The organism is Vibrio rotiferianus, assembly GCF_002214395.1.
Lineage (GTDB): Bacteria > Pseudomonadota > Gammaproteobacteria > Enterobacterales > Vibrionaceae > Vibrio > Vibrio rotiferianus.
The window spans coordinates 2,054,959-2,068,145 of sequence record NZ_CP018312.1 but is presented as its reverse complement, the minus strand read 5'-3'; the positions used below and the strand labels follow the sequence as shown (position 1 = coordinate 2,068,145).

Below are 13,187 nucleotides of genomic sequence, written 5' to 3'. Positions count from 1 at the left end.
CAAATTAGATCCCCAGTTACCTCAAGATGCTCACTTCAGCTCTTGGTGTTACTTGAAGGGTAAAACTAAGACGAAAGGCGCCTCGGCGTCTTTTTGTCGTTGAGGAAGAATATGTCTACCCAAGACGCGAAGTTTGTCCAAGGTTCCACTATGCGTCACATCTTAGTGATGTCAGGTGCGGGATCAGTAGGATTGATGGCCCTGTTTGTTGTCGACTTACTCGATATGCTGTTCATCAGTATGTTGGGGCAGGTTGAGTTGGCGGCTGCCGTTGGTTTCGCAGGAACACTGATTTTCTTCTCGACTTCCGCGTCTATCGGCACGTCGATTGCGATGGGGGCTTTGGTCTCCAAGTCTATTGGTGCAAAGGACTTCGATCGTGCGAGGTTGATGAGCGGTAGTATTATGCTGACCGCCTTTATGATCAGTTTAGTGATCACTATTGGTATGTACATCCATATCCCTGAACTCTTAGCTGCAATCGGTGCAGAGGGAGTGGCCGCGGAGCGTGCCGAGGCGTATCTTAACATTCTATTGCCAAGTGCGCCGATACTGGCGTTGGGTATGTCAGCAGGTGCAGGTTTACGTGCTGCTGGAGATGCTAAACGCTCTATGTGGGCGACCTTATCAGGTGGTATTGTTAATGCGATTCTTGACCCATTGTTCATCTTCGTTTTTAAATGGAATGTGGAGGGGGCTGCTGCGGCTTCGGTTATTGCTCGTTTCACAGTATTAGCGTTCTCTCTTTATCCGTTAGTCAAAGTGCACAAACTGGTTTCTCTTCCAAACTTCGATATCTTTAAAAACAACCTCAAGCCAATTTTAGCGATTGCTGTGCCTGCGATTATTACCAATACTGCAACGCCTATTGGTAATGCAATTGTGACTACTCATATCGCTCAATTTGGCGAAGACTTCGTCGCAGGGTTTGCGGTGATTGGGCGCTTAACGCCAGTTTGTTTCGCGGTGATTTTTGCGCTTTCTGGTGCGGTTGGTCCTATCATTGGGCAGAACTTTGGTGCGGAGCGTATGGATCGTGTTAAGCGTACTCTGACCGATTCTTTACTGGTGACCACGATTTACACCCTAGGTGTCTGTGCTTTGCTTTATGTGCTGCAAGATTACATCGTAGCAATGTTTAGCCTGACGGGTGATGCCGCGATTATTGTTATCGCATTTTGTACCTATATTGCCATTACGTTTGTCTTCAATGGGACTTTGTTTGTCGCCAACACTTCTTTCAATAATCTCGGTAAACCGCTTTATTCCACGGCATTGAACTTAGGTAAAGCAACAATTGGCACTCTGCCTTTCGTTTACTTTGGATCGCAATGGTACGGAGCACTTGGCGTGTTATATGGACAAGCGGTGGGTACGATAGTGTTTGGGTTGCTGGCGTTAGTTGTCCTGAACAAACACATTAAAGACCTGATGCAAAACTTCGGAGAAGAAGATATAGAAGACGATCCAGCGATCACTTGCGTCAATACTCAACCTTTTTGCTCTCACGATGCGGTATTGATTGATGAAGTGGCAACCGCTTTGGAAGAAGAAAAAGCATAAATTTCGTCAATTGAACATAAAGACACTTGACCTTGGAGTTAGCTCCAAGGTTTATTCTTAGCAGTAGATAAAGGTTTATCACCAATAAGGAAAGTGAATTATGTGTACGAAACATCAAGGTTGCCAATCAGGCAAAGTCAAATCTACGGTGGCAGTAGGTGCAAGTGACTCATGCTGCGCACCGGCAAAGCCAATGCTAAACATTACCCAAGCAACCGTTGCTGTCTCAGAAGAATCTTGTTGTAGCGGCGGAAGCTGTAGCTCGGATTCTGTTGACGACGAAGGCCCTGCCGAATCCCTCGAGTCCACCATTCGTCATAGTTGGCTAGTGTCGGGCATGGATTGTCCTGCCTGTGCGCAAAAGCTAGAGAAGGCCATCTCTTCTGTTGAGGGGGTTACAAATGCCAAAGTCTTGTTCGCGACAGAAAAGCTAGTGGTCGATTTTGATAACCGAGCACTTGCGCCAGTTATCGAGCAAGTTTCTCAGCAAACCGGATTCCCACTGACTTCGACAGATGCGCCAAAACCAAAAGCCGAGAAAAAGGGTTGGCTGGGCGTTATCAAAGACAATGTTCAGATCCTCTCTATTGCAGGTGCGATGGCGTTTGCTGGCATCATTTCCGATTTCAATCCAACGCTAAGTACTTGGTTGTTTACTTTGACGTGTTTGCTTGGCTTGTATCCGGTTGCGATGAAAGCCATTAAGTTGGCCCGAACAGGTACGCCATTTGCGATTGAAACATTAATGAGCGTGGCGGCGTTAGGTGCGCTTTATCTTGGTGAAACCGCGGAAGCGGCGATGGTGCTATTGCTTTTCCTTATTGGTGAAAAGTTAGAAGCATATGCATCATCTCGCGCTCGCAGCGGTGTTCAAGCATTGATGGATCTCGTACCAGAGAATACAACGCTGATTGTTGATGGTGAACGTCAAGAAGTGCCAGCGTCACAGCTTCAACCAGGTGACGTGATTGAAGTTGCGCCTGGTGGCCGTATGCCTGCGGACGGCCTGCTTATGACTCAAGCAGCCAGCTTCGATGAGAGTGCATTGACGGGCGAGTCCGTTCCGGTAGAGCACAACGAAGGCGGTAAAATCATGGCGGGCGCTGTGGTTGTTGATAAAGTCGTGCAAGTGAAGGTTACCTCTCGCCAAGGTGAGAATGCAATTGACCGTATCCTGCATTTGATTGAAGAAGCGGAATCACGCAAAGCGCCTCTTGAACGTTTCCTAGACAAGTTCAGCCGTTGGTACACACCGTTAATGATGTTGGTATCGTTACTAGTCATTATCACGCCACCATTGCTATTTGCTCAGCCTTGGGAAACTTGGGTATACCGTGGTTTGGCATTGTTATTGATCGCGTGTCCATGTGCTTTGGTTATCTCTACGCCAGCGGCGATCACTTCTGGCTTAGCGGCGGCGGCAAAACGAGGCGCGCTGATCAAAGGTGGTGCTGCGCTTGAACTATTAGGCCGCGTTGAATCTGTTGCTTTCGACAAAACGGGCACACTGACACAAGGTAAACCACAAGTAACTGACGTAGTGCCGATAGATGTGACTGAAGAGCAATTGCTTCGCTTAACGGCATCGATTGAGATTGGCTCAAGCCACCCACTGGCCATTTCGTTGGTGAACAAAGCGCAAGAGCAAGGCATCAACATTCCTGAAGCTGCAGACAAAACCGCGCAAGTGGGCTCTGGTGTGACTGGCGTAGTTGAAGGCAAATTGGTACAGGTTATTGCACCATCGAAAGCCGACTTCCCAATCTCACAACAAGTAGAGCAGCAAGTCTTGGCGCTGGAAGGGCAAGGTAAAACCGTGGTTATCGCACGCCACGATCACCAAGTGATAGGTTTGATTGCTTGGCAAGACACGCTTCGTCAAGATGCTCAACAAGCCGTTGCTGCATTGAAGAAACTGGGTATTTCATCTGTGATGCTAACAGGTGACAACCCTCGCAGCGCCGAAGCAATTGCGAACCAAATTGGTCTTGATTACAAAGCGAGTTTGTTACCAGCAGACAAAGTGCACTACGTGGAAGAGATTTCAGCGCAGCACACCGTTGCGATGGTAGGCGATGGCATTAACGACGCACCAGCAATGAAAGCTTCAAGCATTGGCATTGCCATGGGTGGTGGTACTGACGTTGCACTCGAAACCGCTGATGCCGCGCTGACTCATAACCGTTTGATTGAGCTAGCAGGCATGATCGAGCTATCACGTGCGACGCTCAATAATATCCGTCAGAACGTTGCGTTGGCTCTAGGACTGAAAGGCGTGTTCTTGGTAACGAGTTTGCTAGGTATAACAGGCTTGTGGGTAGCTGTGTTGGCCGACAGTGGAGCAACAGCTCTTGTTACTTTGAACGCTCTGAGATTACTTCGTTTTGAATCTAAGCAAGTAAAATAACCATTAAAGTGAAATGAAAACTGACCTGAGGCAGAAGTGTCTCAGGTTTTTTTATGCCTATTAAATCGATACAGCTTTGGTGTTTGTTTCGTTTGGCAAATCACTTATTCCTATGCAACGAAATGATCTTTAGCTCCTTGAAGTGTGATCTAAACCGTTTTTATTTGAAAGTGTGGTTTTATTACATTGTTTCATTGTGATTGCGATCACTCTATGTTGGTGAAAGGTTCGCTACAGTGCATCTGTACCCAACAACTTATTAATGAGCTTATTGTTTACAAAATAAGCCACAACAAGGAGCGACTTATGTCTCAAGCTGTATTCCATTTAGGTATTACTGAAGCTGATCTTAATGGTGCAACTCTAGCAATTATTCCTGGTGATCCAGCACGCGTACAAAAAATCGCTGAAGAAATGGAAAACCCTGTATTTCTAGCAAGTCACCGTGAATACACGCTATACCGTGCAGAGCTAGACGGTAAACCTGTTGTGGTTTGTTCTACAGGTATCGGTGGCCCATCTACTTCTATTGCAGTAGAAGAGCTAGCGCAACTTGGTGTTCGTACTTTCCTACGTGTAGGTACTACAGGTGCGATCCAACCGCACGTAAACGTAGGTGATATGATCGTTACTACAGGTTCTGTTCGCCTAGACGGTGCGAGCCTACACTTTGCTCCAATGGAGTTCCCAGCGGTAGCTGATTTTGAAATTGCTACAGCAATGAAAGCGGCAGTAGAAGAATCTGGTGCTGCAGTACACATGGGTGTGACAGCTTCAAGTGATACTTTCTACCCAGGCCAAGAACGTTACGACACTTTCTCTGGGCGTGTTGTTAAGCGTTTCCAAGGTTCTATGCAAGAGTGGCAGGACATGGGCGTTCTGAACTTCGAAATGGAGTCAGCAACACTGCTAACTATGTGTGCAAGCTCAGGCCTAAAAGCAGGTTGTGTGGCGGGTGTAATTATCAACCGTACACAAAAAGAGATTCCAGATCATTCAACGCTGAAAGAAACGGAAGCTCGCTCAATTAAGGTTGTAGTTGAAGCGGCTCGTAAGATGCTTTAATAACAACGGTTAGTTGGCATTTAAACAAACGGGAAAAGCCAGAGGTTCGCCTCTGGCTTTTTCTATCTGTCGGTTTTGTGTTGAGTGTTAAAGGCAGTGAATCTGACGCAATAAAAAAGCAGCTCGAGGCATTGGTATCGACGATTAGATTTCGTCAGAACCGCCGGCGGCTTCAAACCATGCACTTAGATGTGTCTTCAGATCTTTCAGCTCATCTGGACCGATAAGTGCCAACCCTAAGTCTTCAGCGCGTGTGATGTCATTATGGCGTAGCGGACGGAAGCTAACCAACATAGCACGTGCTTGTAGGCCACCTAGAAGGTCACGCAGTGATTCAAGCTTGTACAAGGTATCGTCACCATCATCACGCATACCTTTAGTCTTACATTCGATAATGTGCAGCTTGTTGTTTACTACGGTCGCAACATCCAGTTCATTACGAACCTCACTTTCACCGAGTTTGCGATAGACTTGAACGTTTAATGAACGATCTTGGATGGTTGGCATCGTATCTTGGATCTGCTTAACCGTGCTATGAACTAAGGTCTCTAGCCATTCACCATTTGAAAAGCGGCGGGCGTCTTCATCAGCGAATGTTAAAATGCCATTTTCATACGTAGCTATCTGAGCTTCAACCAAGTCGGTTAGTAGCATGTTCAGTTCACGGTAGCCTTGTTGCTTCTCAGAGAGCTCTACATCCAGTTTTTGCTCTTTACGGCAGGTGGTTGCAAGATAGTTTAGAGTCGCAAGACCAGGGCCAAGCTCAAGGGCATTGGAAGCCCAACGTTCGCCTAATTCATACAGTTTTTGATCTAGCTGAGGAGGAAGGTCAACGTGGTGGAATTCGCCTCGAGCACCAAAGATAGTCAGGTAATCAGAGATAGTGATGTGATCTTCTACTTGGCTGTCTTCTTTGCCATCAGGATATAGCCAGCAAAGCTTGTCACTATTTGGCTCTACCACAAAGATTGGCCAACGGTATGTACGGAACACTTCATACACAGAAAGCAATCGGTGACGAAGGCCACAGCTTGCGTTCAGTTTTACTTCTTCGCCTCGGTCATGGAGGTCTTTTGCCAATTTATGAATCGATTGTTTAATCAGAGAAGTGTTTACAACAGAAGGAATTTCAAAAAACTCGGACGTAATTTCTCGCTGCTCCAACACGGCACTCAGTCGCTCATAGATGTCAGCTTGACTCTTATCACCGATAAAGACGATATGGGTACTGACAGTGCGATTATCCAATAGAGGAGTGACCAATCTAACAGGGTCTTGGTCAATAATACCAACATGAACAGCCATAGGTTTTCCTTCTTATTTGGCTTGCTCGAAAAGAGAAAGTAAAAGGGATGAGCAAGCCATAATAACCATATGTAGACAAGGTCAATAAAAAACAAGGGCGACCTTATAAAAAGTCGCCCTTGTAGAGTCAGTTGGTATCTAAAATCGTTACAAATTATATCTTAATCTATAGCTTGAAGCGGTGTACCAATTCATTTTGCTGATGAGCTAAATGCGTTAGTGATTCACTCGTCGCGGCAATGCTTGCCATCGCATGGTAGCTCTTATCTGCAATGTTATTGATGTCTTCGATATTTCGAGCAATGTCAGCAGAGGTTTCACTTTGCTCTACAGCTGCTTGCGATATATGTGTGCTCATCTGACTGATTTCGATGATTAACGCTTGAATTTCTTCCATCGAGCTGTTGGCTTTGGATGCCTGTTCAACCGACATCTCCATGTCACTCATACAACTCTCAATGACTTGGCTTGCTGATTGTGAGCTCGTTTGAAGATTGCTGATCATGGATTCTATCTCAGTCGTCGACTGAGTGGTTTTAGAGGCCAAAACACGTACTTCATCAGCAACGACTGCAAATCCACGCCCTTGTTCACCTGCTCGCGCTGCTTCTATAGCTGCGTTTAGTGCAAGTAGGTTTGTTTGTTCAGCAATGTTACGAATCACATCCAAGATCGAGCCAATTTGACCGCTCATTTTTTGCAACTCTGCAACAGCCGATACAGACTCGTTTAGTCTCGTCTCAAGTTGATTGATAGTAGAAATATTGCTGTTCATGATATTTCTACCTTGATCAGAGGCCGTTTCTACTCGCTGCACCATTTCTAGTGAACCTTGCGCACTTTGAGCGACTTCCTGAACAGAATGAGACATCTCAGTCATTGCGGTTGCTACGTTCGCTGTTTGCTCACGTTGATTATTCAACTGCATTTGTGCCTCTGATGAAGTTTGTTCATTTTCAGAGGCAGTATTGGAAAGGTTGTCAGAAGCGTCGTTTAGCTTCACAAGAATGTTGTGTAAGCTGTCCGCTAGCGTATTGATATGCCCACTGACACGACTGAATTCGTTGTTGTAACGATTATCAATGCGTTGAGTCATATCACCTTCAGTGAGGCCTTCTAGCACCTTAAGAATACGAGTCAATGGTTCACGTACGCTATGTGCAATGTGGTAACCAATGGCGGTTGCAAACAGAACGACAACAACAGCGATAACAATGGCTTTGGTTACACCATCCGAGTAAATAGTACCAGCCTCTGACAGTGACTCTTCCAATTTATCCGTTGCTGTTGTGGTAAATTGCTCGAGGATACCCATTGTTGTATCTACTTTAGTGGCTAGGTTGGCGATGTTGTCGTACAGAGCTGAACGAGCGGTTAAGTAACTATTATGCTGATCAAGTACCCCGCCTCGTTGGCCCACATCGCGAGTAAATTGTTCAACGGATTCACCAAACGCATCTTTTAAAGCTGGTAATTGCGTAGCGAGGCCACGGAATGCGTAGTTTAAGTGTGTTACCGCTTTACGGTTTTTCGCGACAGCTTTAGTTACGAACTCGGGGTTATTGCTGGCTAAGGCATCTGAAGTGATCACTTCGGCGTCTTTTAGCTTAATGAAATAGCTCTTGGCCATGACTTTAACTGAAATACTCGATTGATCGGCAACATACTCCTTCATACCAACCGACAGTTCAGTGTTTAGCTTTTGGAAGCGACGAGAGGACTTCTGCACTTCTTCTTGTGCAGCAAACATCGCCTCATAGTTGTCCATGGCTTCTTTAGCTTCAGAGAAATAGCTCTGCTCAATTTCTTTAAGCTGGGCGAAAGGTTGTGCCAAAGAAGGGTAGATACGGCTGGCTGTCTCTAGTTTCCCTAACGTAGAGGTAAACTGTTCTTGAGATTTAGCAAACTCCTGACGCATCTCATCCATTCGTTGCTTATTCTCTGTTGTGAGAAAGTCTTTAAAAGACTTATCGGCTGACAGAAGTTCAACACTGGTTTGGTTTGATAACGAAACCAGTGGTAATGAATTCTTTGAAACGGTTTCAAACTTGTTATGAATATCACTCATCCCACTCATCATAATGGTAATCGTGATGGCAAACAGAATTATGATCAGTGCAAAGCCTGCATACATCCGTTTAATTACTGACCCACGCATAATTAGCGTCCTCTCCCAGAAACAAGACAAAAAAATAGTTATGTCTTAAAAAATTAACAAAATTCCTTGAATTGTATTGAGTTTGAGACGCACGTTTTATGACGCACACGACAAAAAAAACTTCTATGTAACAACTTATATTGATAATGTTAAGTGAACACTGTTTTTTATTGAGCTAAGCCTAGGGTTGGCGCATACTAAAGCGGTTACACACCTTATAAATGGAGTACCCATGGCGGAAGAAACCATCTTTAGCAAAATTATCCGTAAAGAAATCCCTGCAGATGTTCTTTATCAAGACGATTTAGTAACGGCATTTCGAGATATTAACCCGCGTGCGCCGAGCCACATCCTAATCATTCCGAACAAGCTTATTCCAACAACGAATGACGTAGAAGCAGAAGATGAAGCGATGATGGGGCGTATGTTCACTGTCGCGAAAAAACTGGCTAAAGAAGAAGGCATTGCAGAAGACGGTTACCGTTTGATTGTTAACTGTAACTCACATGGTGGCCAAGAAGTTTACCATATCCATATGCACCTAGTGGGCGGGCGCCCTTTAGGCCCAATGGTTCTGAGCTAATTGGGTAAAAGTGGGTGGGTAATTCCACCCATGATTTCTCGTCTATACACATTTGCGGAGATGAATGTGAAACATGGTGTGAAGCTATTCGGATTGATGAGCTGGGTCCTGGTTGCTACAGGATGTGCAAACCTATCCGCTGGCAATCTGTTCAGCCACTATAGCGACCAAAATAAACAAGTTTATCAAGCGGTGGTTGCTGGTGAATATGCCAAAGCTGAGCAACTGCAATCTAGTGATGTTGGTGGCGATATACTTGGTAATTTTGAGCAAGGCCGAATCTCATTTCTTGCACAAGATTATCCAACAAGCTTGAGTGCACTCGAAGACAGCGATCGTGCGGTACGCAAACAACAAGATCGCGCAACCATCTCTGTTACGGAAACAGCGACCAGTGTGGGTTCTCTGGCTGTTAACGACAATTTAAACGAATACCAACCCGCCGACTACGAGCTCGGTTTCTTGCATTTGTATCTAGGTTTGAATTATCTACAAAAGAACGATCTAGAGGGGGCGTTGGTTGAAATGCGCCGTGCAAACCAAGTCCAAGAGGCGGCGAAGAAAGCACGTGAAATGGAACTAAAGCGAGCTGAGAAGGATCTTAAGAAGCAAGGTATGTCAGCAAACTTAGGTAGCGTATTAGCAAACTACCCAGACGCAGGCAAAAAGCTCAGTTCAGTACAAAATGGCTACTTGTTCTACCTTTCAGGGCTGCTTTATGAAGCATCAAGAGATTTGAATAGTGCGTACGTAGACTATCGTCGCGCACTCGCCGTGATGCCTGATAACAAGCAAGTCATTGACAGTACGATGTATGCGGCGAAGAAACTTGGCATGCGTCAAGACCTGCGTATGTTGGAAAAGCGCTATGGTAAAGCGCCTTCGGGGCTAAGCAAGTCACAAGGCCGCGTGATTGTGATTGATGAGCAAGGTGTGGTGGAAGCACTGCAAGGTTGGCGTATTGATTTACCTATTTATGACAGCCGAGGCGATGGTGCAATTTATTCTCTCGCACTGCCATACTACCCGAAACGCGGAACGCAACGTTTTGGTGATGTTGCGCTGAATGGTAACAAGCTACCTTCAAGTACATTAGCCGACGTGAATGCGATGGCACAGAACGATTTGCAAGAGCGTCTAACCACGATTGTGATTCGCCAAGCGATTCGTGTTTGGGCAAAAGACAGAATTCGAAAAGAAGCCGCCAAAGGTGATGATGTAGGCAATCTTCTTTTCAACGTATGGAACACATTAACTGAACAACCTGATACCAGAAGTTGGCAGACCCTACCAGGAACGGTGAAAACGGCGTCAAAGGTTGTGAGTCCGGGTAAGCAGAGCTTAAATGTCGGAGATCAGGTGTATCAATTTGAAGTGCCAGCACAGCAGACAACATTGGTATGGGTTTCCCGCCAGGGATTGCATTCCACGGTTTGGCATAAACAACTAGGGAGGTTGTAATGAGAGCATGGCTTATAGGTTTGGTTGTGATCATTGGTTTGGTGGGATGTGCGGATAACACCGCCGGTATCCGAATTGATGGTCAAACACAGAAGGTTTTCTTTAACGACAATGTTTTGGGTAGTCGTTTATTGGTAGACAACATTACCACGACTTATGTCGATGACCGTCCGCGCGGTATTGTGCAGTTGAGCAGTAACTACAAAGGTGACCAGCACATTCTTTACCGATTCTACTGGTATGACAATACTGGTTTGGAAGTAAACACGAAAGCTGGCCCTTGGCGAAAAATGATCGTTCGTGGTTTTGAGCAAGTCTCTTTGTCCGAAGTGACAGTAAATCCGAACGGGACTCAGTTCCGCGTACAAATTCGCGAAGCACAAGATAACTAACTCGGTTCGAGTAACACATTTTCGGCAGCTATGCTGCTTTACTAAGGTAGAGATACCTTGGTAAGAAATACAAATTAAGGAACTCTCATGAAAAAAAGTATTATCGCTCTTTTAGGTCTTGCCGTCATTTTGGGTGGTTGTTCAAATAAAGTTTCATATGGCGATGCTCAGGCGACAGAAACAACGACGATTGACTTTGGTTCTACGGATTTACAAAAAATAGCCGGTGAAATGGTTGATAGCATGATGATGTCAGGATCTGTTGCTGCGATTACTCGTGACCAACGTCCAATCGTATTTGTAGAGCGTATTAAAAATAAAACGAGTGAGCACATTGATACTGAGTCTATCACCGATACTATCTCTACTAAGATGCTAAACTCTGGTAAGTTTCGTTTCGTAGATATGGACCGTGTTGAGTCTGTCCGTGAGCAACTTAACTTCCAAAATAATGATGAGCTTGTGAACCAGAGTACCGCGATTCAGTTCGGTAAAATGGTGGGTGCGCAATACATGCTTTACGGTAACCTTTCTAGCATCGTGAAAAACGCGGGTAGTGACAAAGACGTGTACTACAAAATGACGATGCGCTTGATGGATCTAGAAACCGGTCTTATTGAATGGGCGGACGAAACAGAGATTCGTAAAGAGCAATCTAAGAGCTTATTTGGCCTTTAATCTTTCCCAATACCTGACTATTTACTGAGTAAGGTAGTAGGAACTTGAGTGGAGAAGTTATGAATGGCATGGTTTTCTTGGCAACAAGCAAAGCAACTTGATCCGAGTTTAAGTGTATTAGACGGCTTCTTCGCTGTCCCTCCAGTAAAGGTTCAAACGGTTACTGGGGGGCTAACTAATCGCTGTTGGCGATTGGAAACTTCAGAGGGTCTTGCATATGTCTGGCGACCAGCCAGTGTAGTGTGCAAGGCCTTTTCTATTTCTCGCCATAATGAGTATCAAGTTCTCAATACTATAGAGCCTTTGCAACTGGGTCCAAAGCCTGTTTTTGTCCATGAGCTTGGCTTGTTGGTTGAGTGGGTAGAAGGAGAGACGCTCACTCGGGAGGGGATAGAACTCAAAGAGCTGTTACCTATCGCAGCATGCATTCACCAATACCCAGCTGGCGCAATTCCTTTGGTGCCATTTTCATATATCTCACGAGTTGACCATTATTGGATGCAGTTGGAAGGTGTTTACGAGAACACTGAGTTTGAGCAGCTATACCAAAAGTGGCGCTCTGAACCGTCTGTTGCGCCAGTGCCTGTCTCTTTATGTCACTTTGACCTTGGTTGCTACAATCTTGTTCGAGGTCAGGAAGGGGTGAAAGTGATTGACTGGGAGTATGCTGGATTAGCCGATCCGCGTTTAGATCTGACATTGGTTCTCCAATTGGCAGAGGCTCCAATTGTTCAAGGTGTTGAGAGCTACTGTGCTATTCGAGAGATAGAAGATGTTCAGCTTTGGATTGATGGCGTAAAAGCATGGCAACCGAGAACACTCATGATGGCTATGTTGTGGTATTTATTGGCTTATAAGTTATGGGGTGATGAACAATACTTAAACAGTGCGAATGAATTTAAAGACTCATTATGTATTGAAGATCACTGTTTTGAGACATAATGACATTTGTCGCTTTCACCACATGGAAATAGTGGTAGTTTAAAGTGAAGTACCAGATATACACAGGGAGAGGTACAAATGATTATTTACTTGCATGGCTTTGATAGTACAAGCCCAGGTAACCACGAAAAAGTTCTTCAACTTCAGTTTATCGATGATGATGTTCGTTTCATCAACTACAGTACACTTCATCCTAAGCATGATATGCAGCATTTACTCAAAGAAGTATCTAAAGTAATCGACCAGTCTGATGATCCAAAGCCTCTAATTTGTGGTGTGGGTCTAGGTGCATATTGGTCAGAGCGAATCGGTTTTCTTTGCGGCATTAAGCAAGTGATGTTCAACCCTAACTTGCATCCAGAGAATACAATGGCAGGGCGTATTGACCGTCCTGAAGAGTACGAAGACATTGCGACCAAATGTGTCGAGCAGTTTCGTACGAAAAACAAGGATCGCTGTTTGGTGATTTTGTCGAAAGAGGATGAAATCCACGACAACTCAAAAACCGCGGCAGAACTGGATAAACACTACGAAATCATTTGGGATGAAACCCAAACCCATAAGTTCAAGAAGATCTCACACCACCTGCAAGCGATGAAGGCATTCAAAAACGCCTAACTTGCCCTAGAGAGA

Annotated in this window: 11 protein-coding genes; 9 read left to right on the top strand and 2 right to left on the bottom strand. The window is 45.1% G+C overall.

What is annotated here, in order from left to right; translation table 11 throughout:
* The first annotated feature begins 111 nt into the window (after positions 1 to 111).
* The 3 genes from BSZ04_RS18620 (at position 112) to udp (ending at position 5,035) form a co-directional block, all read left to right on the top strand.
* Entirely contained in the window at positions 112 to 1,563 is a 1,452-nt protein-coding gene (locus BSZ04_RS18620) for an MATE family efflux transporter (protein WP_010447103.1), read from the top strand.
* Between the two features lie 100 nt (positions 1,564 to 1,663).
* Positions 1,664 to 3,970, top strand: coding sequence for a zinc/cadmium/mercury/lead-transporting ATPase (locus tag BSZ04_RS18615; protein ID WP_088881107.1), 2,307 nt, complete (start codon positions 1,664 to 1,666; stop codon positions 3,968 to 3,970).
* Between the two features lie 306 nt (positions 3,971 to 4,276).
* Positions 4,277 to 5,035, top strand: coding sequence for a uridine phosphorylase (gene udp / locus BSZ04_RS18610; RefSeq protein ID WP_010447108.1), 759 nt, complete (start codon positions 4,277 to 4,279; stop codon positions 5,033 to 5,035).
* 144 nt (positions 5,036 to 5,179) lie between these two features.
* Here udp and BSZ04_RS18605 read toward each other — a convergent pair whose 3' ends face one another.
* Positions 5,180 to 6,340, bottom strand: a complete 1,161-nt coding sequence (locus tag BSZ04_RS18605) for a DUF1887 family protein (RefSeq protein ID WP_010447109.1) — start codon at positions 6,338 to 6,340, stop codon at positions 5,180 to 5,182.
* 166 nt (positions 6,341 to 6,506) lie between these two features.
* Complete coding sequence (locus BSZ04_RS18600; RefSeq protein ID WP_088881106.1) at positions 6,507 to 8,498, bottom strand: methyl-accepting chemotaxis protein; 1,992 nt, start codon at positions 8,496 to 8,498, stop codon at positions 6,507 to 6,509.
* Positions 8,499 to 8,730: 232 nt separating this feature from the next.
* Between BSZ04_RS18600 and hinT the strand changes: the two genes are divergently transcribed.
* From hinT to ycfP, 6 genes are all read left to right on the top strand, one after another.
* Positions 8,731 to 9,081: a purine nucleoside phosphoramidase gene (hinT, locus tag BSZ04_RS18595; protein WP_005446662.1), complete on the top strand. Its 351-nt coding sequence runs from the start codon at positions 8,731 to 8,733 to the stop codon at positions 9,079 to 9,081.
* A 66-nt stretch (positions 9,082 to 9,147) separates the two neighbouring features.
* Positions 9,148 to 10,542: a COG3014 family protein gene (locus BSZ04_RS18590; RefSeq protein WP_088881635.1), complete on the top strand. Its 1,395-nt coding sequence runs from the start codon at positions 9,148 to 9,150 to the stop codon at positions 10,540 to 10,542.
* Complete coding sequence (locus BSZ04_RS18585; protein WP_088881105.1) at positions 10,542 to 10,934, top strand: YcfL family putative periplasmic lipoprotein; 393 nt, start codon at positions 10,542 to 10,544, stop codon at positions 10,932 to 10,934. Before BSZ04_RS18590 ends, BSZ04_RS18585 begins: the two co-directional genes overlap by 1 nt.
* Before the next feature lie 87 nt (positions 10,935 to 11,021).
* Positions 11,022 to 11,612: a penicillin-binding protein activator LpoB gene (gene lpoB, locus BSZ04_RS18580; protein WP_038882760.1), complete on the top strand. Its 591-nt coding sequence runs from the start codon at positions 11,022 to 11,024 to the stop codon at positions 11,610 to 11,612.
* A gap of 63 nt (positions 11,613 to 11,675) precedes the next feature.
* A complete protein-coding gene (gene thiK, locus BSZ04_RS18575; protein WP_088881104.1) occupies positions 11,676 to 12,554 on the top strand; it encodes a thiamine kinase in 879 nt (292 codons plus the stop codon).
* A 78-nt stretch (positions 12,555 to 12,632) separates the two neighbouring features.
* Complete coding sequence (ycfP, locus tag BSZ04_RS18570) at positions 12,633 to 13,172, top strand: alpha/beta hydrolase YcfP (RefSeq protein ID WP_038882762.1); 540 nt, start codon at positions 12,633 to 12,635, stop codon at positions 13,170 to 13,172.
* Positions 13,173 to 13,187 lie beyond the last annotated feature (15 nt).

Bases quoted from the DNA above. Each gene is read 5' to 3' on its own strand.
- BSZ04_RS18600 (WP_088881106.1), bottom strand. From the start codon at position 8,498: ATGCGTGGGTCAGTAATTAAACGGATGTATGCAGGCTTTGCACTGATC.
- thiK (WP_088881104.1), top strand. From the start codon at position 11,676: ATGGCATGGTTTTCTTGGCAACAAGCAAAGCAACTTGATCCGAGTTTA.
- BSZ04_RS18585 (WP_088881105.1), top strand. From the start codon at position 10,542: ATGAGAGCATGGCTTATAGGTTTGGTTGTGATCATTGGTTTGGTGGGA.
- BSZ04_RS18605 (WP_010447109.1), bottom strand. From the start codon at position 6,340: ATGGCTGTTCATGTTGGTATTATTGACCAAGACCCTGTTAGATTGGTC.
- BSZ04_RS18615 (WP_088881107.1), top strand. From the start codon at position 1,664: ATGTGTACGAAACATCAAGGTTGCCAATCAGGCAAAGTCAAATCTACG.
- lpoB (WP_038882760.1), top strand. From the start codon at position 11,022: ATGAAAAAAAGTATTATCGCTCTTTTAGGTCTTGCCGTCATTTTGGGT.
- udp (WP_010447108.1), top strand. From the start codon at position 4,277: ATGTCTCAAGCTGTATTCCATTTAGGTATTACTGAAGCTGATCTTAAT.
- BSZ04_RS18620 (WP_010447103.1), top strand. From the start codon at position 112: ATGTCTACCCAAGACGCGAAGTTTGTCCAAGGTTCCACTATGCGTCAC.
- hinT (WP_005446662.1), top strand. From the start codon at position 8,731: ATGGCGGAAGAAACCATCTTTAGCAAAATTATCCGTAAAGAAATCCCT.
- ycfP (WP_038882762.1), top strand. From the start codon at position 12,633: ATGATTATTTACTTGCATGGCTTTGATAGTACAAGCCCAGGTAACCAC.